The sequence below is a fragment of the Corynebacterium sp. TUM25015 genome, from assembly GCF_056393505.1.
Window position 1 is genome coordinate 892,025 of sequence record NZ_CM150783.1, and the last position, 25,516, is coordinate 917,540.

Sequence of the window (25,516 nt, forward strand, 5' to 3'; positions counted from 1 at the left end):
AAACAATAGGGCTCCGGAGTAACGGAGCGTCACTGTAGCCACACGTATGCAACATCGGCGCACGCGGGGTTCTAGACTTGGCAACTATGAGCAACCCTATTGCCCAACAGCCGCCCGCTAGCCCCTTCGTCACCGGCGAGGAAATGCTAGAAGCATTCAAACGGGGCGAGCGTATGACCGTGATCGACTCGCACTGGGCGCGTACCGAAAACAGCGCCTGGGAGGCCTATGTCGGCCAGCACATTCCCGGCGCCATGTTCTGTAACCCCCTGGTGCACCTGGCCTCCATCCCTTCCCGCCATGTCGGACGTAACCCTTTGCCCGCCCCCGAGGAGCTGCAGAAGAGCTTTAACGATTGGGGTATTACGGATGGTCGCCCTGTATACATTTATGACGCCGGCGCCAACCTCTATGCAGCTCGCGCCTGGTTCGTTTTCCGTTGGGCAGGTGTGCAGAACGTCCGCATCCTCGACGGCGGCACAGGCGCGTGGGAGGCGGCGGGCGGAGACGTCGCAGGTGGAATCGGTGCATTGCGCGGCCGCGGTACCACTGAGGTTCGTGCGGGTAGCATGCCCACCCTTGAACTCGACGAGGTGAATGAGTGGCGCGAGAATCACATCCTGGTGGATGCGCGCGAGAATTCTCGCTTCACTGGCAAGAAGGAACGCTTCGACCACCAGGCCGGTCGCATTCCGGGAGCCATCAACATTCCGGTTAAGGAACTATTCCAGAACCGTAGCGAGCGCGACAGCAGCGCCAGCGGCAAGGTGCGATCCCCGGAGGAGATCCGGCAGATCCTTGCCAACCATGGTGTGACCAGTGGTGAGGACGTGTGTGTTTACTCCGGATCCGGGCTGCACTCCTCGCTGTTTATTGCCGCAATGGAGTACGCGGGACTGCCAGGGGCCAAAAACTTCGTAGGAGGTTGGTCTCAATGGTCCGCTTCCTCCTCGCGACCCATCGCACGCGGTTAGACTCTGGAGGTATGGATCCCCGTTTCGCACAGGATCCCCGTAGGCCCGGCCTGCAACAGGAGCTGCCAGTTCAGTATCCCGTTGTGACCCCGCTGGCGGGGACTGCCGTTAGCCTCAATTCCGTTCCCGACCCCGTGCTTGCCACTGGCACCATCGGCGCAGGTATAGCCGTAATCCCCGACGCAGGCGTGGAGGTTGTACAAGCGCTCGCACCCATTGGCGGGATGATGAAGCGCGTGGCGCCGAACATGTATGTCATTCAAGCCCAGTCATTGCCAGCCACCCTCCGCCCGGATTCTGGTACCCATGCCGTAGACGGCCGCCATGCGGAAATGCTGGCCGACCAGCCATGCATCTTTATGCAGCTCGGCGTGGATACCGGTCGCCTTGGTGGGCAAGGCTTCGACGTACATGTCCAGGAAGGCGACATAGTACGACAGGGAACACCCCTATGTACTTACACTCCCCGGGAGCTGGGCCGGATGGGATTCGACCCGGTAGTGATGGTGTTGGGGCTGCAGATGGGGGCGTCGGAAATAAAGATAGACGTGATGTCGGGCGAGCCCGTGATGGGCGGCGACAACCTGTTTTGGGTGTAGGGGTGTCCGCGGGCGATGGTACGTAAATTTCTGAGCATGGTTGCGACGCTGGGGATGCTCCTGGCGCTGTCCGGTGCGGTGGATATCTTCACCCCGCAACAGGTTCAGAAGATCGCCGGTGTTTTCTTTGTCGTGCTGATTGGGGTGCAGGTATGGCCGCTTCTGGCCACCATGCGCAATAGCTACGGGCACCGACGGCACCCTGTGAATCGCTTATACGTTGTGCTGGCGACCGTCGGGCTGATCGGAACGTTGCTGCTGATGTTCGTCTTCTATCTCCACTCGACCATCTGGTTGATCACGTTGGCCGGGGCGCTGATGATCACGGGAATTGTGGGAGCGGGCATTTTGGCGTTGTTCGCCGCACCCTGGGATGACTGGTCTACTCGTCGCGGTCGCGATTTCGACGATGAGTTCTTTGGCTGGGAGGAGGAGCCGGTCGAGGACGTCTGGGACACCAGCTTTAGAACCTAGCACAGCTAAGAGTCTTAGAGTCCGTGCTTGCGATTGATGAGCCAATGCATAGCCGCTGTCGGCAGCACGCGGGAAAGGGGGAACACCACCGGCGCCATCGACCCCGTCGCATACAGCGGCTGAGGGCGAGCCGTGGTGATGGGCTTGAGGATCTCCATGGCCACGCGCTCCGCCGAAATGCCATTGGCTTCGTTGTTATCCAGGTTCTTTAGCATGGTGGAGAACTCGGCGCCGTAGGGACCATTAAGATCCACGTACTTGGTGCGCCGCGTGGAAAGCCCCGTGTTGATCGACCCAGGCTCGACCACGGAAATGCCCACACCAAATGGCCTGACTTCGCGCCGGGCGGCGAAAGCAAAGCCTTTGATGGCGGCTTTCGACGCGACATAGCTGCTGCGGTAGGCCAATGGAAATGAGCCCAGCATCGAGCCGACCATCACGATGCGCCCTGCTCCGTTACGTCGCATTTCCGGCAGGATTTTCTGGGTGACGCCCACTTGTCCCAGCACGTTGATCTCAAATAAACGGTGCAGGGCATCATAGGGGAGCTCTTCCAAGGGGCCGGATTGGCTTTCGCCAGCGTTGTTGACGAGCACAGTGGGGGAGCCGTAGCTCAGGGCAGAAGAGGTGAACTCGTCGATGCTGGCAGGGTCAGCCAGGTCGAGGGGGAGGTAATCGACCCCATCGACAGGGTCAGTGATGGTGTCGGGGTTTCGACTGGTACCGATGATGTGGGTTGGGGCGTAAGTGGTCGTGGAGGTTGTAGCAGCTCTGGATTTAAGCTCTGCGAGGGCGGCGACGGTGGCGCGTCCAATGCCCGAGGAAGCGCCAGTGACGATTGCGACTCCGCCGTTAACGGCGGGAAGAGCGTGGGGGAGGAAGCTAGGAAGTTTTGCCATGCGTAACATTTTGGCGGTTCAAGCGGGGGCACGGAGCCAGAATGAGATTTTCCCCATTGCTGGGATTCTTTAGTGATCCGACCCACGCCCGCTATGATGTGGGGGAAAACTGCATATGTTTTTGCCGCTTTTAGCTGTGGTGGGAGAGGCTCGGCGCTTGAACCGCGTCGGCCGCCGACGGAGCAATTCCTCCCCGGGACACTCTCAGGCCCCAAGAACCGTCGCAGTGAGGCAACTCTGGAAAGACCTGCGCGCAGTCGTGTGCACGCGGGCGCCGAAGGAGAAAAGCCGGGTTGCCCGGGTGAAGCTCTCAGGTACAAGCGACAGAGTGGGGAGGGCTCCTTTTTACGACCGTGCACTTACGACCGGAAAGTCCCTGAAAAAGCAATGTCTACTGCTACTCGCCGTAACTCTGCCCCCTTCGTTCAGCGTCATATCGGCCCGAACCAGGCTGATACCAAGGAGATCCTGGACTACCTGGGCTATGAATCCACCGCCGCGCTGGCCGATGATGCCCTGCCGAAGTCCATCCGCCAGGCCGGCCCGATCGGTCTGCCGGAGCCCTTGGACGAGACTGATACCCTCGCCGCCTTGCGTGCGTTCGCCGATAAGAACGTGCAGAAGCAGCAGCTGATCGGAAATGGCTACTACGACACAATCACCCCGGCCGTTATCCGCCGCAACGTGGTGGAGAACCCGGGCTGGTACACCGCCTACACCCCGTACCAGCCGGAGATTTCCCAGGGTCGCCTGGAAGCTCTGCTGAACTTCCAAACGATGGTGCAGGATCTGACCGGCCTGCCGGTCGCAGGTGCCTCCCTGCTGGATGAGGCCACTGCCGTGGCAGAGGCCGTGCAGTTGATGGCACGCGGTAACGCAAAGGCCTTTAAGAAGGGCGGCGTGGTGCTGCTGGATTCTGCCCTGCACCAGCAGTCCATCACCGTCACCCTGGCTCGTGCCGAGGCTGCGGGCATTCCGGTGGAGGTGGCAGATCTGGCTGATGATGTCTCTTTCGAGGATTATGAGAACCTCGTAGGCGTCGTACTCTCTAACCCCGGCTCCACGGGGCGCGTGCGCGACTTGTCCGGTGTGATTGGTGCAGCAAAGGCCGCCGGTGCCTTGGTAACGGTCGCCTGCGACCTACTGGCTCAGGTACTGCTTTCCTCTCCCGGCTCCCAGGGTGCAGATATCGCCGTCGGTTCGGCTCAGCGTTTCGGCGTGCCGCTGTTTTTCGGTGGCCCTCACGCAGGCTTCATCTCCTGCACCGAGAACCTGCAGCGCAAGCTGCCGGGCCGCATTGTGGGTGTATCCGTGGACGCTGAGGGCACCCCGGCTTATCGTCTAGCTCTGCAGACCCGCGAGCAGCACATTCGCCGTGATAAGGCCACCAGTAACATCTGTACCGCCCAGGCTCTGCTGGCTGTCGTTGCCGGTTTCTACGCGGTCTGGCACGGCCCGGCTGGCTTGCGCGCAATCGCGGAGGGCATCCACGCTCGTGCGACCGCCCTGGCACTTGGCCTGTCCGAGGCTGGCCTGACCTTGGCGCACGATACTTTCTTTGACACTGTCACCGTTGATGTGTCTGGTTCCTCTCTGGGCGACGCCTCCACGGCTCTGCGCGCCGCAGCAGAGGCAGGCTACAACCTGCGCCAGGTCAATGATTCCTTTGTCGGCATCTCGGTGGGTGAGTCCACCACGGATGAGGACATTGCCAAGCTGATCGAGGTGCTGGGTTCCCGCACCGGCGACGTCACCTCCGCGGGCTTCGACGTTACCGCCGGGCCACTGGGGCAGGCCGGCGTGCTGCGCGCAGCTGACGAGGAGATCCTGACCCACCCGATTTTCACCTCCATTGACTCCGAGACTCAGATGATGCGCTACATGCGCAAGCTCGCCGATCGCGACCTGGCGCTGGATCGCACCATGATCCCGCTGGGCTCTTGCACCATGAAGCTGAACGCAGCGGTCTCGATGGAGCCCATCACCTGGCCGGGCTTTGCGGGCATTCACCCGCAGGTTCCGACGGAGCAGGCACAGGGCTGGATTGAGCTGATCGAGGATCTGGAAGAGCGCTTGGCGAAGATCACTGGTTATGCCAAGGTTTCCGTTCAGCCAAACGCCGGCTCCCAGGGTGAGTTCGCAGGTCTGCTGGCTATCCACCGCTACCACCAGTCCCGTGGCGACGACCAGCGTGACATTGTGTTGATCCCGGCTTCCGCACACGGCACGAACGCCGCCTCCGCAGCCCTGGCGGGTCTGAAGGTGGTTGCTGTGAAGAACGCCGAGGACGGCTCTATCGACGTCCCGGATCTGGAGGCCAAGCTGGAGAAGTATGGCGAGCAGACCGCCGCCATCATGCTGACCTACCCCTCCACCCACGGTGTGTTCGAGGAGCAGGTGCGCGACGTGTGCCAGAAGGTCCACGAAGCTGGCGGCCAGGTGTACGTCGATGGTGCCAACTTGAACGCCCTAGTGGGTCTGGCCCAGCCGGGCGAGTTCGGCGGCGACGTATCCCACCTGAACCTGCACAAGACCTTCACCATCCCGCACGGCGGCGGTGGCCCGGGCGTTGGCCCGGTCTGTGTAGCGGAGCACCTGGTTCCGTTCCTGCCCGCCGACCCGAACGCCGACGTCCTGGACGGGGATGCCGCCCTGCAAACCGGTCAGCCGGTTTCGGGTGCCCTGTACGGTTCCGCAGGCGTGCTGCCGATCACCTGGTCCTACATTGCTCTGATGGGTGACGAGGGACTGACCGAGGCTTCCCGCATGGCGCTGGTCAACGCTAACTACGTTTCCCGAAAGCTGGAGGAGTACTACCCGACGCTGTACAAGGGCGATACCGGCCTGGTCGCCCACGAATGCATCCTGGATCTGCGCGAGCTGACGAAGGCCTCCGGCATTACCGCGGAGGATGTCTCCAAGCGTCTGATGGACTTCGGATTCCACGCACCGACCTTGTCCTTCCCCGTGGCCGGCACCCTGATGGTGGAGCCCACCGAGTCGGAGGATAAGGAGGAGCTGGACCGCTTCATCGAGGCCATGGTCACCATTTACGACGAGATCCAGGAGATCATCGACGGAAAGGTGACCGCCGAGCAGTCCGTTCTGCGCCATGCGCCGTTTACCGCTTATTCTGTTGTGCGGGACGACTTCGAGGAAGCTGTATCCGGTGGACACTTCAGCCGCGCTAAGGCCGCATACCCAGTGGCCAGCCTGCGGCACACCAAGTACTTCACGCCCGTGCGTCGTATCGACAATGCTTATGGCGACCGCAATCTCGTGTGCACCTGCCCGCCCTTGGAAGACTTCGCAATTAACGAAGACTAAGGATCGTTGGGGCCTAGGGGCGTCATAAAAAACGAGAAGAAGGAGAATAAGATATGACCGAACTAAAGAAGACCGCGCTGTACCAAGTACACAAGAAGCTGGACGCTCGCTTCACCGATTTCGGCGGTTGGGATATGCCGCTGAAGTACAGTAGCGAACTTGATGAGCACCACGCGGTGCGTAAGTCCGTGGGCGTATTCGATCTTTCCCACATGGGCGAGGTGCGCGTGACCGGACCGAAGGCGGCGGAGTTCCTGGATCACGCGCTCATCTCCAAGCTGTCCGCGGTGAAGATCGGCAAGGCGAAGTACTCGATGATCTGCACCGAATCCGGTGGCATTATCGACGATCTGATTACCTACCGCCTGGGGGAAAACGAGTTCCTGATCGTGCCGAATGCGGGCAATGTGGATAACGTCGTTTCCGCACTTCAGAGCCGTACCGAAGGTTTCGATGTAGAGGTTGAAAACGAGTCGGAAAAGACCTCCATGGTCGCCGTACAGGGACCGAAGGCCGCGCAGGCGATGCTGGAAATCGTAGACAACGTGGTAGAGGTTCCTGAGGCATCCGGCGCGGGCGAGACCGTGGCAGAGGCCATCGAGGGACTGGGCTACTACGCGGCATTCCAGGGTATTGCCGCAGGCCAGCCGGTACTGGTTGCGCGCACGGGCTACACCGGCGAGGACGGCTTTGAGCTGATCGTGGACAACGATGGCGCGGAGGCTGTGTGGACGAAGGCTATGGACGTGGCCGGGCAGCTGGGCGGCCTGCCATGCGGCCTGGCATGCCGCGACACTCTGCGCTTGGAGGCGGGCATGCCTCTGTACGGCCACGAGCTGTCGCTGAAGCTGACGCCGGTTGATGCGGGTCTGGGCATTCTTGCTGCGACGAAGTCCAAGGACTCTTTCGTTGGTCGCGACGCCATCGTTTCCGCGAAGGACAAGGGCACCCAGCAGATCCTGATCGGTTTGGTAGGCGAAGGCCGTCGCGCTGCCCGCGAGGGATACGAGGTGTACGCAGCGGAAGGCGAGACCACGATTGGTTCCGTGACCTCCGGCGCGCTGTCGCCGACGTTGGGACACCCGGTGGCTATGGCGTATGTCTCGAAGGCCGCTGTGAATTCCGGTGCGGCTGCCGAGGGTGCAACTGTTGAGGTAGATATTCGTGGTAAGCGCTTCGAATACAAGGTTGTGGCGCTGCCGTTCTACTCCCGGGAAAAGTAACGAAAAAGGGTTGTCTGTCCGCTGGTGTATGGTTTGGGCAGATAACCACAAATAACCGCAAAAGTTTGAAAAAGAGAGGCTAAAAACAATGACTGCACTGCCAACTGATTTCCTGTACTCCGAGGAGCACGAGTGGGTTAACACCTCCGCCGTTGTGGAGGGCGAGACCGTGCGCGTGGGTATCACCCACATCGCCGCTGAGGCACTGGGCGACATCGTTTTCGTTGAACTGCCTGAAGTCGGTACTGAGGTTGAGGCTGGCGAGGCTTTCGGTGAGGTCGAGTCCACCAAGTCCGTATCTGATATTTACGCTCCCGTTTCCGGCGAGGTTGTAGCTATCAACGAGGAGCTGGAGGATAACGCTGGCCTGATCAACGAGGATCCCTACGGCGAGGGCTGGCTGTACGAGGTAAAGGTCACCGAGTCCGGTGATCTGATGGACGCTGAGGCTTACCAGGCGGCTAACGAGTAAGTCAGCTCTTAGTACTCAGTACTCCAACTCCTCAGCTTTCCTCACAGTCTCTATGGGCGGTTCCATCTTCGCGTTACTCCTCGGCTTGGCCTTGTTGGGCCTCGCCGTGTGGTTATTGCTGCGCGCAAAAAAGGCCGAGGGCGCAGGCTCTGGCGTAGAGCAGGCTGCAGAAGGTGCAGTACACACCGAAGACCCAGAGGGCTTGGAAAACGAGGAGTTCGAGGACTACGAGGACTACGAGGAGTACTCGGACTTTGAGGATTACGGGTACGACGGGGATTACCCGGAAGACGAGGACTGGGAGGACGACCCGGATTACGGGGAGGCTGTAGACAGCACCGACAACCCAGACGGTGAAGAGTGGTCTGAGGCGTGGGATGGCCCCCAGTTCGATGACTGGTCCGGGGAAGAAGGCACGCCTGAAAAGGAACCTGTTCCCGCGCGTTCGTCCGCGTCGGCGATGGCGGCTTTCGGTTTTCCCCGGAGGCGGCGTCGTCAATGGGCAGCCGACAACGGCTTCGAATACACAAAGGAAGACAGTGAAGTCGCGCGGGACTGGCCCGTCGCCATCACCGGCGACCACCAGCGCGGGGTGCCGACCTTGCGAGAGGTTGTGAGCGGGTTCATCGACGGGCACCAGGTACATATCGGTGACCTCGGTTCTTCCACGTTGATGGCTATGCGGCGAGTGGAAGAATCGCCAGTTCAGGTGCTTTATTCAGCAGGGGGAGCGCAACCTGCGGGCATGCGGCGAACCGACTTGCTGGATCAGCCGCCGTTCGCGGCTTATACCACCGACGTCCGCGCGCTCGACCGCATGCTGGATGCCCGCGTGGAGGATGCTCTGGCCGCACTTTCGCAGGTCGCGACGGATGTGGCATGGGGGCAGAATTGGACGGTAGTGCGGGTCTCCCGGAAACTAGATTTCCACGTGTGGCAGGCGATCTTCCCACAGCTGCGCTCGCTGGTGGATGCCGCGATGGTGCTACCCCCGGCACATACCAGTGCGCCGTTGGAGATGTTCGTGGCCGATCAGCTGCGACCGCTGCCTGGCGGGCCACTGCAAGTGCACACCAATGATCCGGTGAACCAGGAAGCGATTGAGGAGCAGGCTGCAGAGACCTCCTCTCGTCGCGCGCACCTGCGGGCCGTTCCAGATGGCAATACCAGCAGCGGGGGCGAGGGCACTGCTGAAGGCGAGGGAGCCGACACGACCGCCGCCCGCGCTGCTGAAGAACAGGCCGAAGAGGTTGCCGCGCACTCCGAGGTACCGAACCCAGAACGCCCCGACATCACTCGCCCCGCTGAGCCGGTGGCCTTCCCCTCCCGAACGCACGCGCGCTGGGAAGGCGGGGATACAGAAAGCTTCGACAGCTTCGCCGTAGGCGATTATGACGACGCAGATGCGGACGACGACCCACACGCAGGGCGCCGGCGCCGCCGCGATGGAGGCATCCCGCGACTGGGCGAAGATCCGGAGCACATGAGCTCCCACTTTTCTCAATACGCGCGGGTCATCCGCGATGATGCGGAAGAAGCCACAATTTTTGATGAGCTCGAGGACTTCGATGAGTTCGCGGAAGTCGAGGAGACTAAGTCCACTGCAGTGCGTTTGTCTCCTGTGACGCAACGGCGGCGGAGCAGGGGGCGTCATCGCGCGCCAGAAGCACGCCACGCCCGCCCCGAACCTATCGAACCGATCGAGTACGAAACCGTCGACGGCGAGATCGTCGAAGACGATCAGCAGTAAGCAGCAGTAACCAGGCAGTAGCCAGCAGCAACCAGAAGGAGAAACCGCAATGATTGATGAAGCTAAGAAGCAGCGCCTTGCTGAACTCGTTAGAGAGCTGGCGGTCGTGCATGGGCGCGTAACGCTGTCCTCCGGCAAGGAGGCCGACTACTACGTTGATCTGCGTCGCGCTACCTTGCACCACGAGGCGTCTCCACTGATCGGAGAGCTGCTGCGTGAACTGACTGCAGACTGGGATTACGCGCACGTCGGCGGACTAACTCTTGGCGCGGACCCGGTGGCGACGGCGATCATGCACGCAGATGGGGAATCCATCGACGCTTTTGTCGTGCGCAAGGAGGCTAAGAAGCACGGCATGCAGCGCCGTATCGAAGGGCCGGACATTGAAGGCAAGCGAGTGCTCATCGTCGAGGACACGACGACTACCGGCAATTCGCCTCTGACAGCCGTTGCCGCAGCTCGCGAGGCTGGCGCGACTGTTGTTGGTGTGGCCACAGTTGTGGATCGCGCGACGGGCGCCAAGGATGTTATCGAGGCCGAGGGGGTTGAGTACCGCTCGCTGCTGGGCCTGTCTGACCTGGGGCTTGCTTAGTTTTTCTATGACGCCCACTTCACCCGAAGCACACGATAAGCCCGGACCGACGGAATGGCTGGAGCATCCCCATGGCGTGCGCCGCTGGGAGGATGAGTATCCCGACCAGCCCCGTCCGACGGATCCGCGCTTCGACCCCGAACTGCTGGATACCGGGGACACACGCAACGTGGTTGACGCATACCGCTATTGGCGGCAGTCCGCGATCATTCAGGACATTGATACGCGGCGGCACGCGCTGCATATCGCCATCGAGAACTTCGAAAACGACTCGAATATTGGCACGGTTGTGCGCACTGCCAATGCGTTTGCGGTGGATACCGTGCATATCGTCGGGCGGCGGCGCTGGAACAGGCGCGGAGCGATGGTCACCGACCGCTACCAGCACCTACAACATCATGCGACGGTTGCGGATGTGTTGGAGTTCGCTGCCCGGGAGGGGCTAACTGTGGTGGCAGTGGATAACACCCCGGGGTGCGTTCCGCTGGAAACTGCGGAACTGCCGGAGCGCTGCCTGCTGCTGTTTGGCCAAGAGGGGCCGGGTGTTTCCCAGGAGGCGCAGGACGCTGCCCGCATGACGGTGTCGATTGCACAGTTCGGCTCGACGCGGTCCATTAATGCCGGTGTGGCGGCGGGGATTGCGATGCATACATGGATCCGCCAGCATGCGGACCTGGATAAGGCCTGGTAGCTGGGGCCATTTGGCCGTCTTGGGGGGGGGATGTCGTTGAATCGGGAATCTGCTGGTTGTGCAGGCTGGTTGGCACAAAGTGTTAGCGCCGTGACCTGCATATTTGTGTAGTTGAAAGAGATTGTCTTTAACACATTCCCGTTCTAGCGACATTTTCCTCTGTGAAGAGGCTGTAATGAAGGCTGGGAAGCACGGATTGTGGACATGCAGCAGCAGACAGCAGCATGCAGCAGCGGAGAGCCTGTAGATAGACTGGTCTGCAGTGGAAGCCGGGGCACTACGGCGGAACAGCAGAAGTGCGACAACCTAGTGAGGTGTGCAGAAGTGTTCAAACTTCCAGACAAGCGAGAGAAAAGCGACGTCAAGGCTGCCGCTGGTGACAAGGAAACTGCAGCCGCAGCCGATCCCAAGCAGCAACTCTTGGAACTCTGGGATCACCGCGCAGACCTGGCCTACCAGGCGATTAACGAGCGCCACGCCAGCCGACTCTGGGGTATCCCGCGGACCACGCTGGGCGTCATCGCCTGGCCACCGACCACCCGCGACCGCATGTTTGTCCGCTGGCACTATTGGTGGCAAGCCCACTACATCGACAACGTCATCGATGCTGCTCTCCGCCGCCCCACCAGCTCGCGGATCCGCGCCATTCAGCGCCACATCCGCGCCATGCGGCTCCGCAACATCAGCCGCCTGACCGCCAACCACTATTACGATGACAAGGCGTGGCTCGCGCTGGCCCTGCAGCGGGTGGCAAATACCCCCAAAATCCAGGAGAAACTCGGCATCCCGCGCGACCTAGAGCCCCTGATGGAGAACATATTCGAGGGCGTGGACAGCCTCACCGGCGTGCTGCCGTGGCGCACAAATGAGACCTTCTACAACGTCCCCACCAACGGCCCCGCCGCCATTCTGGCCGCCCGCCATGGAGACATCGACACCGCGGAACGGCTCGTCGACTGGACCTTCGACAACCTCATCAACGAAGATGGCCTGGTCATGGACGGTATCCACATGCGGATGGCCGGCCCAGAACCCGTCACAGCGGTGCACCCTTATTGTCAGGGTGTCACTCTCGGCGCGCTCGTGGAGCTCGCCCGTGCGCGCAGACGCGCCGCCGGGGTTGGAGATGAAGAAGTCTCAGAAGTGGGCGTCAAAGAAATTACCCGCATCCATGGCCTCCTCCGCGCAATCGAAACGCACCTAACCGACCGCGACGGTGCTATTAACGTGCGCACGGCGGGCGGGGACGGCGGCCTATTTAATGGCATTCTTGCGCGTTATCTTTCTCTTGTTGTTGAGTGCGTTCCGACGCCAGGTCGGCACGGCGCCGAATCTGTCGCCATAGCCCGACGGATTGTATTGGCCACAGCCGAAAAGGTGTGGCGTTACCGGCTAGAGGTCGATGGCCTGCCGGTGTTCTCCGCAGATTGGGGAACGGATGCGACCATGCCACAGTCCGGCGGCTTGGTCGGGGCGACAATTGCCGGGGCGGTATCGAGCTCTGACATTGCAGAAAGGGACCTCTCGGTGCAGCTTTCCGGCTGGATGCTCATGGAAGCGGTAGTACGCACGATCCAGGCGGGCCAGTAGGCAAGCCCGAAGGCTATCCAAGCGAATCTTCCGGGGGAGTAGGGGGAGTATTCACCGGAGGCGACTGCACGGTGTGGAATTTGTCGGCATAATTGTTGGCGGAGACCAACCTGCCTTAGTCAAGGATTTGAAGGAGCATCGAAATGCCTATTGCAACCCCCGACGTCTACCGCGACATGCTGGACAATGCGAAGGAAAATGGCTTCGCATACCCTGCTATCAACTGCACCTCTTCTGAGACCATCAACGCAGCTCTGAAGGGTTTTGCAGATGCTGAGTCCGACGGCATTATCCAGTTCTCCACCGGCGGTGCCCAGTTCGGTTCGGGCCTGGCCGTGAAGAACATGGTTGCTGGTGCGGAGGCTCTGGCGGCTTTCGCACACCAGGCTGCGAAGCACTACGGCGTGAACGTTGCTCTGCACACTGACCACTGCCAGAAGGAAGTTCTGGACGAGTACGTGCGCCCGCTGATGGAGATCTCCCGCAAGCGCGTGGGGGCAGGCGAGAACCCGCTGTTCCAGTCCCACATGTGGGACGGTTCCGCTATTCCGATCGACGAGAACCTGGAGATCGCCAAGGGGCTACTGGCGGATGCGCAGAAGGCTAAGATCATCCTCGAAGTTGAGATCGGCGTCGTGGGTGGCGAAGAGGACGGCGTGGAGGCCAAGGCTGGTGCCAACCTGTACACCACCGAAGAGGACTTCCTGAAGACTGTCGATGCTCTGGGTACCGGCGAGAACGGCCGTTACCTGCTGGCCGCTACCTTCGGCAACGTCCACGGCGTGTACAAGCCGGGCAATGTGAAGCTGCGCCCGGAGGTTCTGGACATGGGCCAGAAGGCTGCCGTGAAGAAGCTGGGTCTGTCCGAGGGCGACAAGCCGTTCGACTTCGTCTTCCACGGTGGCTCCGGCTCCGAAAAGGAGAAGATCGAAGAGGCGCTGCGCTACGGCGTTATCAAGATGAACGTTGATACGGACACCCAGTACGCGTTCACCAACCCGGTTGCACGCCACATGTACACCAACTTCGACGGTGTGCTGAAGATCGACGGCGAGGTCGGAAACAAGAAGGTGTACGATCCGCGCTCCTACCTGAAGAAGGCTGAGGAAGCGATGTCCGTCCGCGTTGTTGAGGCCTGCAACGACTTGCACTCTGCCGGCACCTCCGTCGCAAAGTAAGCGTCGCTGGAGCCATGGCAGAACAGATTCGTCACAGTCGAGATCTCTTCGGCGCAGAGCACCCAGAGGTGCGTCTGCCGGAGGAACTAGCCAGTGCGGTTGCGGTGGAATCATCCACACCGTCCCGCGAGTCCTTGGAGGCGGCCGTCTCCGCCAACTTGAAGGATTCCGGTGCCTGGGCCGCCCTGGCCGAGGTTCTACTGGCCGAAGGACAGCCCGTACAGGCCTACGCCTGTGCCCGCACTGGTTACCACCGCGGCCTCGATGCGCTGCGCGGTAACGGGTGGCGTGGCACCGGCCCGGTGCCTTGGGATCACGTACCTAACCGGGGAGTGCTCCGCGCAATCGGCGCATTGGTGCAGACCGCCCGCGCCCTCGGTGAGGACGATGAGGTCGTGCGTTGCCTGAACTTGCTGCACGACTGTGATCCTGCCGCAGCTCCAGCCCTGGGGCTGGATGGCTCCGCTGCCTCTTCTACTGAGCGCTAGTGATCCCCCGTAATAGGAAATTGAACAAACGCCGTTCATTTTCCCAGCCGACGCCCCACCCGGTGGCGCACCGCAACCTGTGCATCGCCGCAGTCGTGGTGGCGATCGTCTGGATGTCCAGCATCCTATGGCCCGCGCAAACCACCGCATCGTGGCCCTTTGTCGCGGAAATCCAAGCCAGCGCTTGGGTCGCCGGGGTGCTGGCCGCCGCCGGCCTGGGCATTCTGAATTCAGTTCGCCGCGCGGCGCTGTGCGCGGTGCTCGCTGTGCTGGCGGTCTTGATCGTCCCGCGCGTACCTGCCCCCAATTTTTCGGACGCCCACAACTCCACCCGAGTATTTTCCCTCAACACATACTGGGGGAAAGCTGACGATAAGCGAATCGCCCGTGCGATTGAGGAACTTAAACCGGACGTTGTCTTCCTCTTGGAAACGAATGAAGAGGAAGTGGATAGCGTAGCGGAGGAAACTGGCTATCTGCCTTTGACCAAGCCGCGGCCTGGCAACGATCGGGCGGATAATGTCGTGGGCTTGGTGTCGGCGTCATATAAAGAAAAAACAGGGGCGCACGGCAACATGGTGCGCGACCTTACCCGTTTCCAAACACCCCGGGTGAACGCGCCGCTGCATGGCAACAGCGAGTTCGTGGGTGTGCACGCAGTGGCGCCGGTCAAGGAGTATCGTACGGCGTGGGAGCGCGACCTGGCGAACTTGAGTGATTGGGCCAATTCCCGGCGCCATCTGGTGCTGGCAGGCGACTTCAACGCTACGCGCAGCCACCCGCGCTACCGCGATTTTGAGCTCAGTGACTGTACGGGGCACCTGGCGCACACGCCGACGTGGCCGGCGGTGTTCCCTGTGGTTCGGCTGGACCACATTATGACCACTGGCGAATGCTTGGGTGGCGGGACGAAGCGCATCCTCGGCACGGACCATCTGGCAGTGTGGGCGGATGTGACCACCTAGACTGGCGGGCATGGCAGAACCACAACGGCGGCCACGAACCGCAAAGGAAATGTGGGGCGAGCCGGCCAACCGCCTGCGCCCCGGCGTGCGCGCCGCTGCGCGGAACCTGCGTCGCATTGCTCCTGTGCAGGGCATGATCCGCGTACGCGAGGGTCTGGTCTTTGCCATCCAATGTGCAATCGGTGCTGGGCTGGCGCTGCTTATTGCGGTGCAGGTTTGCGGCCACCAACAGGCTTTCTTTGCGCCGATTGCTGCGGTGTTGAGCTTGGGGGTTAGCGCAGGTAAGCGGCTGCGGCGTGGTTTTGAGCTGGTGCTGGGTGCCGCGGTGGGCGTGGGTATCGGTGACGTGCTGATTAGCAATATCGGCAGTGGCTACTGGCAGGTCTCAGTGGTGGTGCTGGTGGCAATTCTGGTGGCGACGTTCGTGGATAAGTCCGTCTCCGTGGCTTTTCAGGCTTCCAGTTCTGCGGTTTTGGTGGCGACGATTCTGCCTCCAGGCACCTCGGGGTCTTTCGACCGCATGGTGGATGCGCTGGTTGGTGGTGTGATCGGCATTTTGGTTCTGGCCTTGGTGCCGAACTCGCCGCTGCGCCCGGCCCGGCGGGAGGTCTCCACGCTGGTGTCTAAGGCCTCGCTGGTGTTGGATGATGTGGCTCAGGGGATGGAGGAACGCAAGGCGGAGAAAATTACCAAGGCGCTAGAGGTTGCCCGCGGTACGCAGACAAACGTTAATGCCCTGCTCACGAACGTGGGCGGGGGATCGGAAGTGGTGACGGTATCTCCGATCTATTGGACGGCCAGACGGCATGCGAAGACGATGAACCGCATCCTGGTGCCCGTGGATAATGTCATGCGCAACACGCGCGTGCTGGCGCGCCGGGCGGAGATCATGATGCTGGACGAGATCGAACCGCCGGAGGAGATGATAGAGCTGATGCGTGGTATCTCCAACGAATTGGGGCATCTGGGTGCGTTGTTCGCCGAGGGCGGCACCCGTGGTACGCGCGATGAGGCGGTGGAGATTCCGGAGATCGTGCGCGCCCTGCAAAAGCTTGGTGCGGAGGCGGATCTGCATATTGCGGAGGGGACTGGGTTGTCGGGCATGGTGGTGTTGGCGCAGTGCCGCTCGATTATTGTGGACGCCCTGCAGATCTGTGGCTACTCGCGTGAATCGGCCATTGCATTTCTGCGTCCGACGGTGGATCGACCGTGGCAGCCGCCGGAGATGTGGGATGAGTAAGAGGAGTGGGAGCGGGGGTTGATAAGGAAACGGGGGTAAAAATTAGTAATAGATTAAGATTGAATATGAATACGGGTGGAACTTCCTGGGAGTGGGGCGTAAATTCAGCAGCGAATGACGCTTCTGTCGCGTCATGCTTTCGGATTGACTCATTCTAAATTGAGGAAGCACTTATGATGCACCTTCGCTCCCGCCGCGCAATGATCGCTGTCGCGGCCGCAGCCAGCATGATCCTGACCGTGTCTGCGGTTCCAGAATCTCCACTGTCCCCATCCGCTGCCCAGGCCGCGACCGCCAGCAAGACACAGGATACGAACCTGGATTTCCGCTGTAACGTCTATGCCGGTGGCGGTATAGGAAACGTGAACTATGACATCTCGACTGGCATGCACGTGACGACGCCTGAGAGTGTCCGCCCGGGCGAGGAATTTGATGTCACGATCAAGATCGATCCGGTGTCCATCGTGAATGAGCAGGCTGGTCTCGTGAGCGGACAACCATCCTTTGAGAGGGGAGATACTAAAGCGAACCGGATTCGCTTCGCTCTTTCCGCAGACGCAGAATTGGTCGAATCTAATCTGCCCGGAACCACGCTGAATGGTCGCCTCCTGGAAGTCTATGGGATGATGCAGCCCAGCAAGTCCGGTAGCAAGGTTACGATTAACTACCAGGAGCTCAAGCTTAAGCTCAAGGCGAAGAGCTCGGGAACCCTTGCAGTCCAGACCCCGAAGAAGTACGAGAAGCTGGATAACCTGGGGCGTGTTGTCGCCAGCAACATGGTCTGGGGGCAAGGAATTGCTGGCGGATTCATTAAGACCCCAGGACTGAAGGTCACCTGCATGACCGATCAGTTCAAGACCCTGGGCGCTACTCAGGTGGGAAAGTTCGCTGAAGTCAACGAGCCCAAATATGCGGACATTGAGGTCAAGCAGCAGGATACGGCGACCTCGACAGATACTTCCGCCGCTCCGGCTGGCACTATCTACGCTAAGGGGGCTAATGCGCCGGCATGGGCGAAGGTTGCCGCTGATGGCGCGGTGACTGTGAACCCGGGCTTGGATGTTGCACCAGGCGATTACACTGTCCCGGTTGTTGTTAAATACCCGGATACTTCTGCGGATAACACCGTGGTGAAGGTGAAGGTCACTGTTAAGCCGAAGAGCGAACTGAACGATCCGAAGTACACCGGCACTACCAAGGTAGAGCAGGAGGGCAGCGCGACTGTCGCCGCACCGGAAGAGGCTGGTGAGGTTAAGGAGTACGCCGCTGGAGAGGGCGTTCCGGCGTGGGCGACCGTCAACTCGGACGGCACCATTACTGTTAAGCCGGGCTTGAAGGTTGCGCCTGGCGATTATCAGATTCCGGTCGTCGCTACCTACACCGATGGTTCCAAGGACAATCTGACCGCTAAGGTGACTGTCACCAAGAAGCCGGATAATCAGATTCACGATCCGAAGTACACGGATGTGACTGTCAAGCAGCAGGATACTGAGAATGCAGCTGCGCCTCAGGATGCTCCGGAGGGCACTACGTTCGCAGCAGGTGACGGTGCTCCTGCCTGGGCAACCGTGAATACCGACGGCACTGTGACCGTGAAGCCGGGTCTGGAGATTAAGCCGGGCGATTACACTGTCCCGGTTGTCATCAACTACCCGGATCAGTCCTCCGATAAGACGGAGCTGAAGGTCACCGTCACGAAGAAGCCGGATAATGAGATCCACGATCCGAAGTACACGGATGTGACCGTGAAGCAGCAGGATACGGAGACTGTCGAGCCTCCGAAGGACATTGCTGAGGGTGCGAAGTTTGCTGCGGGTGAGGGGGCTCCGACGTGGGCAAAGGTTGCCGATGACGGCACTGTGACCGTGAACCCGGGCTTGGACGTTGAACCGGGCAAGTACACCGTTCCAGTGAAGGTGACCTACCCGGACAACTCCGGCGATGACACCACTGTGAACGTTACCGTTACTGTGAAACCGAAGAACGAGATTCACGATCCGAAGTACACCGGTGCCACCAAGGTGGAGCAGGAGAGCAACGCGACAGTTGCTGCACCGGAAGGGGCTGCCGAGGGCACGCAGTACGCCGCTGGAGAGGGTGCTCCGGCGTGGGCGACTGTCAACGAGGACGGCACCATTACTGTAAAGCCGAACCTGCAGGTTGCGCCTGGCGATTACCAGATCCCAGTTGTTGCTACCTACACCGATGGTTCCAAGGACGATGTAACCGCTACGGTGACTGTCACCAAGAAGGCGGACAACGAGATCTACTCCCCTGAGCTCGGTAGTATCACCGTTCAAGCGAACCGCTCCGCAAAGTCCCCCGCTATCGAAGGACTGCCAGAGGGCACGAAGTTTGCCTTGGCAGAGGATGCTCCCAGCTGGGCAACAATCGACGACCAGGGCGTAGTTCGACTGAACCCAGATGGCGATGTTCCTCCGCAGAACTACGACGTACCAGTCACCATCACCTACCCCGATGGCACTATCGACAATGGCGAGCTGAAGGTCACGGTCACGGAGCGCGCGATCAACGAGCTACATGATCCGACCTACAAGCCGATCGAGGTAAAGCAGGAAGAGACCGCCACTGTTGCTGCTCCTGAGGGCAGCACTGCGGACGCTGAGTATTCCCTGGGTGCAGGCGCACCGAACTGGGTCACTCTGAACAAAGAAGGCAGCCTCGAGGCACGTCCGGGTCTCGAGGTTAAGCCGGGCGAGTACAAGATCCCGGTGACGGTCATCTACGGAGATGACTCTGCTGACCGCACTACTGCTGTGGTTACCGTGACCGTGAAGCCCGCTAACGAGATCCACGATCCGCAGTACACGGATGTGACCGTGAAGCAGGGTGATGAGCAGACCGCTGCGAAGCCGGAGGACGTGGCTGAGGGTGCGAAGTTCGCAGCCGGTGAGGGTGCTCCGGCGTGGGCGACTGTTAACGAGGATGGCACGGTGACTGTGAAGCCGGGTCTGGATGTTAAGCCGGGTGACTACACCGTTCCGGTGAAGGTGACATACCCGGATAACTCCGGCGATGACACCACTGTGAACGTCACCGTTACCGTGAAGCCCGCCAACGAGATCCACAACCCGGAGTACACGGATGTGACCGTGAAGCAGGGTGATGAGCAGACCGCTGCGAAGCCGGAGGACGTGGCTGAGGGTGCGAAGTTCGCAGCCGGTGAGGGTGCTCCGGCGTGGGCGACTGTTAACGAGGATGGCACGGTGACTGTGAAGCCGGGTCTGGATGTTAAGCCGGGTGACTACACCGTTCCGGTGAAGGTGACATACCCGGATAACTCCGGTGATGACACCACTGTGAACGTCACCGTTACCGTGAAGCCCGCCAACGAGATCCACAACCCGGAGTACACGGATACGACCGTCAAGCCGGGCGAAGAGGCAACCGTCCCGGCTCCGACCGATGTGGCCGACGGCACCAAGTTCACCGCCGGTGAAGGTGCTCCGGCATGGGCGACCGTCAACGAGGACGGCACCGTTAGCCTCAAGCCGGGTAAGGACGTTAAGCCGGGCGATTACACCATTCCGGTTCTTATCACCTACCCAGATGGAACCAAGGCCACCAAGCCGCTGAAGGTGACCATCAATGAAGACAAGCCCACTGGCAGCTCTGGCTCCAGCAGCTCTGACGGAGTTACTGGTTCCAGTGCCTTCGGCTACTTCATCGCCGCGCTGTTTGGCGTCCTTGCCATCGGTGCTGGGCTGACTGGCCTATACAACTGGGCCCGCGACCACGGCTACATTCGCTAGCCACAGTTCCTGAGGAATGGGGCGGGCTCCGGCCCGCCTATTGCCGCACGAACTGCCCGTCCCGCAGGTGGCGGTAAAACGTCACCGACTTCAGCGGGCGGGGATGGCGCACCCCATCGCGGGTGACTACCAGATCCACCCCACCGGCCTGCAAGGCCCGACCCCGCAGTACCGTCGGAGAAACGGCACTGCGGGGCTTTTTCACTCGCCCAAACAGGCCCTTGCGTGGCAACGGCGGACGCTGCACCGCAGCCAACCCTGGAGCATCCGGAGTGGGCACCATCCGCACACCGTTATTGAAGTCACTTGTTCCGGCCTTGTTCTGCTCAAACAAGACCGCGGAATCAACAATCACCTCGCCGATCATCTCTGCAGTCCCAGAATCACCCTCCGGGCCAGTCACCTCGGCCACTCCCAACGTCACCACGCCATGGTCGTCGCGGATCACCGGAGTCGGCACAGCCGGGGAAGCGAGCGCGAAGGTGAGATGTTCGGCGGGGGAGAAGGTGGCGTCCAGCCCCCAAGAAAGAGCGACCGCAGAAGAACCGGTAGGGATAAACCCAACCTCGACCCACAGAGCATCGATCCGCATCAACTTAGAAACCACAGCGGCGATGGCGGCATCGTTGCCCTGCACAATCACCCGCACCCGCTCGCTGACCTGGTGCGGGTCAGGCTGCGGGGTGCCCAAATGGGGTGCGTCTGGGCGTTGCATCAGCTCATCCAGCGACGGGGTAGAGCCCACCACAAAACGCTCCAGATCATCCAAAAAGCGCAACTCCTTGCGCGTGGGAACAGCGGATACATCGAGGCATTCCACGACCTCGCCCGGCAGCACGGGATCGCGCACGTGATCGCTGGCGGGAACATCGCAACGCAAGAAGAACAACATAGAAACCCACCATAGCGAGTGCCACAACCACCGGCGAAGTACTAGAATGGTGAAACGTCTAGGTGCCCCGTCCGACCGCCGGAGCGGGGCTACAACCGTGAGTACATCTGTACCAACCCAAGAGGACGTGTTTAAGTTTCCATGGCAGCGATCATTGTCGTAGGCGCCCAGTGGGGCGACGAAGGTAAGGGCAAAGCTACCGACATTCTGGGCGGAAAGGTCGATTATGTCGTCAAGCCCAACGGTGGCAACAACGCCGGACACACCGTCGTCGTCGGAGGCGAGAAATACGAGCTCAAGCTGCTGCCCGCAGGCGTGCTATCCGAGAACGCCACACCCATCATTGGCAACGGCTGCGTGGTGAACCTAGAGGCGCTTTTCGAAGAAATCGACGGGCTGGAGGTCCGCGGTGCGAACGCTTCCCGCCTGCGCGTGTCCGCTAATGCGCAGCTGGTCGCGCCGTACCACATTGCTATCGACCGCGTGGCGGAGCGTTTCTTGGGTAAGCGCGCCATCGGCACCACCGGTCGTGGTATCGGCCCGACCTACGCCGATAAGGTCTCCCGCGTGGGCATCCGCGCCCAGGACCTGCTGGACGAATCCATCCTGCGTCAAAAGATCGAATCCGCGCTGGATCAGAAGAACCAGATCCTCGTGAAGATCTACAACCGCCGCGCCGTCGATGTGGACGAAGTAGTGGAGTACTTCCTCTCCTACGCCGATCGCCTCAAGCCGATGCTGATCGATGCGACGACGGAGCTGAACAAGGCTCTTGACGCCGGTAAGTCCGTGCTGATGGAAGGCGGCCAGGCCACGATGCTAGACGTGGACCATGGCACGTATCCCTTTGTGACCTCCTCGAACCCCACTACCGGTGGCGCCTGCGTGGGCAGTGGCATTGGACCGACGCGCATCACGGCATCCCTGGGCATCATCAAGGCCTACACCACCCGCGTGGGCGCCGGACCGTTCCCGACCGAGCTTTTCGATAAGTGGGGAGAGTTCCTACAGACCACTGGCGGAGAGGTGGGAGTGAACACCGGTCGTAAGCGCCGCTGTGGCTGGTACGACTCCGTGATCGCCCGCTACGCCTCCCGCGTCAATGGCTTTACCGACTACTTCCTGACGAAGCTGGACGTGTTGACCGGCATCGGCGAAATCCCGATCTGTGTGGCCTATGACGTGGACGGTGTTCGCCACGACGAGATGCCGATGACGCAGACCGAGTTCCACCATGCCACTCCGATCTACGAAACCATGCCTGCATGGGACGAGGACATTACGGAGTGCAAGACCTTCGAGGAACTACCGCAGAAGGCGCAGGATTACGTCAAGCGCCTGGAGGAGCTTTCCGGCTGCCGCATTTCCTACATCGGTGTGGGGCCGGGGCGCGACCAAACTATCGTCATCAACGACGTAGCGGAAGGCTAGGGCTGGCGCGATAACTACCGGCTAGCGGTAGTGGCGCAAAGGGCGCTGCGGTCAGTCTACGAATAGGGATTCATCATCGCTGGCGAGTAGCTGTCCGGCATTCTTGCCGAGCATGAGCGTGTAGATCTGCTCAATATGAATTAGCACCGCCATTTTCGGCGGATTGTGGCCCATTTCATCAGCGAACTTCACTGCTGCTTCCCAAACGGGCCCCTCGTGGAATAGCTCTGCAGAGCCGACAAATCTAAACCCGTCTAGTTGGCTCCAATCTACTACCGCTACCGCGGCTTTCGACCCCGCACGAAGATTCTCGAGGTGCTGGCGCCCAGTGTTTTCGTTGTAGATCAGCGTCTCGTCATCCCAGACGCGCAGGCTGCGCTTCGGGCCGATATTCGGCAAGAGCATTTCGCCGTCGGTCACCGTTGCCAGATACGGCAATTGCGCACTGAGCATGTCTTTCATCTCTTGGGTGAGCTTCGCCATGGAAGTTTTCCTTTCTTAGTAGTCGAGCGTTGTACGCTGCATACTCTACACAAAAGTTCAATCGAGTGTTACTCTAAAGTTCAATATATTGAACTTTATGTCTGAACCTTATGTCTCGTGCTCAAGGTGCTGTTTTCCAAGAGCGGCAGATTAAACAACTAGGAAGGAAAACCGCTATGTCAACAACCGCGGCTACACAGCCGCGCATCGTCTACTTCTCCTCTGCCTCCGAAAACACTCGACGCTTCGTAGCCAAACTCGGTATCCCCGCCCAGCGCATTCCTTTGCGAAGAAAAGATCCCGAGCTGATCGTCAACGAACCCTATGTGTTAATCACCCCGACGTATGGCGGAGGTGATCAGCGGAAAGCCGTTCCCAAGCAAGTCATCAAATTCCTCAACAATCCGCACAATCGCGCGCTAATTCGGGGAGTAATTACCAGCGGAAATACGAACTTTGGCACTGCATACTGCTGCGCCGGATCAACGATTGCCGCCAAGTGCCACGTGCCGGAGCTTTACCGCTTCGAGCTTCTAGGCACGGCTCGCGACGTTGCCCGGGTACAACTAGGGCTCCGCAATTTCTGGAATCACATGCGCGGGGAGAACGGGCGTCAAGAACAAGACCCAAGTGAAAACCGATACAAAAACGCAGGAAGTGAAAATTGAGTTACCGTAAACGCTCCCAAACCCCACCACAATGGCTGCAGAACCCAAGCGTTCCTCTGCGGCCGGTGAATTGGAACCAGCTGGAAGATCCAAAGGACCTAGAGATCTGGCAGCGCCTGACCAGTAACTTCTGGTTGCCTGAGAAGGTGCCGCTATCCAATGACCTGTCCAGATGGAATGGCCTGACGGATGCCGAACGCGAGTTGACCATAAAGGTATTCACGGGACTGACACTGCTAGATACAGTCCAAGCCACCGTCGGTGAGATCAGCCAGATCCCAGATTCCCGCACGGAGCACGAACAGGCCGTCTACGCGAACATTGCATTCATGCAAGCCGTGCACGCTCGCAGCTATAGCAGCGTTTTCAGCACTATGTGCAGCAGCGAGGAAATCGACCGCGCATACGCCTGGGCAGTGGACAATCCCGTACTCCAACGGCGGGCGACCGCCGTGATGCAGTACTACAACGGGCAAGATCCGCTCAAGCGCAAAGTTGCGGCCACGCTACTTTCTTCTCTATTGCTATACGCAGGGTTTTACCTGCCGCTGTGGTTTAGCTGTCGCGGCATTCTGATGAATACGGCGGATATGATCCGCCTGATCCTGCGCGACAAGGCGGTGCACGGCTACTACTCGGGATATAAGTTTCAGCGCGGGTTGGAGGCTCACCCAGAACGCGCGCAGGAGCTCGAGGACTTCACATTCTCCCTAGTGGAGGAGCTGCTTGCCTTAGAGAAAGAATACTCGGGGGATTTGTATGGCACAGCCTTGCCCAGCCAAGCCTCACTGATCGAAGGCGTGATGGCGTTTGTGCACTACAACGCAGATAAGGCACTGATGAACTTAGGGTACCCGCCACAGTATGAGGAAGAATCGGCAAAAACCGAGCCGGAGATTATCGCCGCGTTAGCGCCCGATTCTAATGAGACTCACGATTTCTTTAGCGGCTCGGGATCTTCCTACGTTATCGGTCGGGCGGAGTCCACAGTGGAAGACGACTGGGACTTCTAGAGGGCTATACGTTTGCAGGCGACCTATCTGGCTGCTTGAAGGTGCTCGATCGGGAGCCAACTGCTGTGCGCGGCATCTCGATCGATCAGGGCAGAGAGTTTAGTCTTCGGCGGAATTAGCCTGATTCAGACCGACCATGCGGAGAGTCATCAGATTGAGCGTTTTGGTGGTCCGCTCGATGATTTCCTCGCGGTTGTCATCCGTGACCTCGTAGAAGCCTTCCACGAAAGTGGCGTGGCAGAAGCGGGTGAACATGGCGGCAATGGCAGCAGCGGTGTACTCCACATCGTCCAGCGGCGGGATCATGTTCTTAGCGAGCAAGGCCTCCAAGAACCGGCGGTTACGGCCAACCATCTGCTTGGCAATCTGCATCTGTCGAACCGCGAGCTCTTTGCTGAACTGCGAAGACTGCGCCACCAGGTTCATGGCACCCGCGTTGTGTGCGTAAAAGCGCACGAACTCCTTGTTGGAGCCCTCGATCGTAGCGCGGGCGTCATCAGTGCTCAGCAAGCTATCGTCCAGGGTGGGAGTCATGTCCTTCTCGACGCTGGCCAGCACGTTCATCAGCAGATCTTGGCGATCTTCGAAGTAGGTATACAGGGTACCGACCGAACAGCCGGCCACCTCTGCGATCTTCGTGAGCTTAGTGTGGTGATATCCGTCGCTGGTGAACACCTTGCGGGCGGCGTCCAGGATAGCGGCGCGGCGAGCCGCGGCCTTCGGGGAGCGGGCATCATCAGAGTGAGTAGTTTCGGTTACATTGTCGTGCACCATGGCATTCATTATATAAGACT

General features: G+C 60.2%; 22 protein-coding genes and 1 riboswitch. Of the genes, 18 read left to right on the forward strand and 4 right to left on the reverse strand.

Translation table 11 applies throughout. The features are described from left to right. The first annotated feature begins 86 nt into the window (after positions 1-86). Genes AC06DS_RS04020 through AC06DS_RS04030 form a run of 3 tightly spaced genes read left to right on the forward strand, consistent with a single transcriptional unit; the run spans position 87 to position 2,047 of the window. On the forward strand, positions 87-974 hold the full coding sequence (locus tag AC06DS_RS04020; RefSeq protein WP_448306909.1) for a sulfurtransferase: 888 nt from the start codon (positions 87-89) through the stop codon (positions 972-974). 11 nt (positions 975-985) lie between these two features. Then, positions 986-1,573 carry a PTS sugar transporter subunit IIA gene (locus AC06DS_RS04025; RefSeq protein ID WP_293790656.1) on the forward strand — a complete coding sequence of 196 codons (588 nt, stop codon included), beginning with the start codon at positions 986-988 and terminating at the stop codon, positions 1,571-1,573. A gap of 36 nt (positions 1,574-1,609) precedes the next feature. Next, a complete protein-coding gene (locus AC06DS_RS04030; RefSeq protein WP_473963832.1) occupies positions 1,610-2,047 on the forward strand; it encodes a hypothetical protein in 438 nt (145 codons plus the stop codon). A gap of 14 nt (positions 2,048-2,061) precedes the next feature. Here the strand turns inward: AC06DS_RS04030 and AC06DS_RS04035 are convergent, their stop codons facing one another. Beyond that, on the reverse strand, positions 2,062-2,946 hold the full coding sequence (locus tag AC06DS_RS04035) for an SDR family oxidoreductase (RefSeq protein ID WP_477101070.1): 885 nt from the start codon (positions 2,944-2,946) through the stop codon (positions 2,062-2,064). Between the two features lie 227 nt (positions 2,947-3,173). Next, positions 3,174-3,283: riboswitch (glycine riboswitch) on the forward strand. 50 nt (positions 3,284-3,333) lie between these two features. On the opposite strand from AC06DS_RS04035, the gene gcvP reads away from it, so the two are divergent. From gcvP to AC06DS_RS04095, 12 genes are all read left to right on the forward strand, one after another. Then, complete coding sequence (gcvP, locus tag AC06DS_RS04040) at positions 3,334-6,273, forward strand: aminomethyl-transferring glycine dehydrogenase (RefSeq protein WP_477101071.1); 2,940 nt, start codon at positions 3,334-3,336, stop codon at positions 6,271-6,273. A 53-nt stretch (positions 6,274-6,326) separates the two neighbouring features. Then, positions 6,327-7,496 (forward strand): glycine cleavage system aminomethyltransferase GcvT, encoded by a 1,170-nt coding sequence (gcvT, locus tag AC06DS_RS04045; RefSeq protein ID WP_477101072.1) that lies wholly within the window; start codon positions 6,327-6,329, stop codon positions 7,494-7,496. 88 nt (positions 7,497-7,584) lie between these two features. Continuing rightward, a complete protein-coding gene (gene gcvH / locus AC06DS_RS04050; RefSeq protein WP_293790661.1) occupies positions 7,585-7,968 on the forward strand; it encodes a glycine cleavage system protein GcvH in 384 nt (127 codons plus the stop codon). Between the two features lie 52 nt (positions 7,969-8,020). Next, positions 8,021-9,718, forward strand: coding sequence for a hypothetical protein (locus AC06DS_RS04055; protein ID WP_477101073.1), 1,698 nt, complete (start codon positions 8,021-8,023; stop codon positions 9,716-9,718). Positions 9,719-9,767: 49 nt separating this feature from the next. After that, complete coding sequence (gene pyrE, locus AC06DS_RS04060; RefSeq protein WP_476727799.1) at positions 9,768-10,310, forward strand: orotate phosphoribosyltransferase; 543 nt, start codon at positions 9,768-9,770, stop codon at positions 10,308-10,310. A gap of 7 nt (positions 10,311-10,317) precedes the next feature. After that, a complete protein-coding gene (locus AC06DS_RS04065) occupies positions 10,318-11,001 on the forward strand; it encodes a TrmH family RNA methyltransferase (RefSeq protein WP_293790664.1) in 684 nt (227 codons plus the stop codon). A gap of 324 nt (positions 11,002-11,325) precedes the next feature. Next, a complete protein-coding gene (locus AC06DS_RS04070) occupies positions 11,326-12,591 on the forward strand; it encodes a glycoside hydrolase family 76 protein (RefSeq protein WP_477101074.1) in 1,266 nt (421 codons plus the stop codon). A 143-nt stretch (positions 12,592-12,734) separates the two neighbouring features. Then, positions 12,735-13,769 carry a class II fructose-bisphosphate aldolase gene (gene fbaA / locus AC06DS_RS04075; protein WP_477101075.1) on the forward strand — a complete coding sequence of 345 codons (1,035 nt, stop codon included), beginning with the start codon at positions 12,735-12,737 and terminating at the stop codon, positions 13,767-13,769. A 14-nt stretch (positions 13,770-13,783) separates the two neighbouring features. Further along, positions 13,784-14,257 carry a DUF3151 domain-containing protein gene (locus AC06DS_RS04080; RefSeq protein ID WP_477101076.1) on the forward strand — a complete coding sequence of 158 codons (474 nt, stop codon included), beginning with the start codon at positions 13,784-13,786 and terminating at the stop codon, positions 14,255-14,257. Between the two features lie 20 nt (positions 14,258-14,277). Next, the gene (locus AC06DS_RS04085) at positions 14,278-15,222 is read left to right on the forward strand and encodes an endonuclease/exonuclease/phosphatase family protein (protein WP_293790667.1); all 945 of its coding nucleotides are present in this window, start codon (positions 14,278-14,280) and stop codon (positions 15,220-15,222) included. Positions 15,223-15,232: 10 nt separating this feature from the next. After that, positions 15,233-16,462 carry an FUSC family protein gene (locus AC06DS_RS04090; protein ID WP_477101077.1) on the forward strand — a complete coding sequence of 410 codons (1,230 nt, stop codon included), beginning with the start codon at positions 15,233-15,235 and terminating at the stop codon, positions 16,460-16,462. A 173-nt stretch (positions 16,463-16,635) separates the two neighbouring features. After that, on the forward strand, positions 16,636-20,235 hold the full coding sequence (locus tag AC06DS_RS04095; RefSeq protein WP_477101078.1) for a Rib/alpha-like domain-containing protein: 3,600 nt from the start codon (positions 16,636-16,638) through the stop codon (positions 20,233-20,235). 37 nt (positions 20,236-20,272) lie between these two features. Here AC06DS_RS04095 and AC06DS_RS04100 read toward each other — a convergent pair whose 3' ends face one another. After that, positions 20,273-21,127, reverse strand: coding sequence for a hypothetical protein (locus AC06DS_RS04100; protein WP_477101079.1), 855 nt, complete (start codon positions 21,125-21,127; stop codon positions 20,273-20,275). A 141-nt stretch (positions 21,128-21,268) separates the two neighbouring features. Between AC06DS_RS04100 and AC06DS_RS04105 the strand changes: the two genes are divergently transcribed. Then, entirely contained in the window at positions 21,269-22,558 is a 1,290-nt protein-coding gene (locus AC06DS_RS04105) for an adenylosuccinate synthase (protein ID WP_477101080.1), read from the forward strand. Between the two features lie 51 nt (positions 22,559-22,609). Here the strand turns inward: AC06DS_RS04105 and AC06DS_RS04110 are convergent, their stop codons facing one another. Further along, complete coding sequence (locus tag AC06DS_RS04110) at positions 22,610-23,041, reverse strand: pyridoxamine 5'-phosphate oxidase family protein (RefSeq protein ID WP_477101081.1); 432 nt, start codon at positions 23,039-23,041, stop codon at positions 22,610-22,612. Between the two features lie 176 nt (positions 23,042-23,217). Between AC06DS_RS04110 and nrdI the strand changes: the two genes are divergently transcribed. Together nrdI and nrdF are read left to right on the forward strand one after the other, a co-directional pair. After that, complete coding sequence (gene nrdI / locus AC06DS_RS04115) at positions 23,218-23,709, forward strand: class Ib ribonucleoside-diphosphate reductase assembly flavoprotein NrdI (RefSeq protein WP_473963555.1); 492 nt, start codon at positions 23,218-23,220, stop codon at positions 23,707-23,709. Further along, a complete protein-coding gene (gene nrdF, locus AC06DS_RS04120) occupies positions 23,706-24,722 on the forward strand; it encodes a class 1b ribonucleoside-diphosphate reductase subunit beta (RefSeq protein ID WP_477101082.1) in 1,017 nt (338 codons plus the stop codon). The genes nrdI and nrdF overlap by 4 nt, the downstream gene beginning before the upstream one ends. Positions 24,723-24,821: 99 nt before the next feature. Here the strand turns inward: nrdF and AC06DS_RS04125 are convergent, their stop codons facing one another. Further along, the gene (locus AC06DS_RS04125; RefSeq protein ID WP_477101083.1) at positions 24,822-25,496 is read right to left on the reverse strand and encodes a TetR/AcrR family transcriptional regulator; all 675 of its coding nucleotides are present in this window, start codon (positions 25,494-25,496) and stop codon (positions 24,822-24,824) included. Between the last annotated feature and the right edge of the window lie 20 nt (positions 25,497-25,516).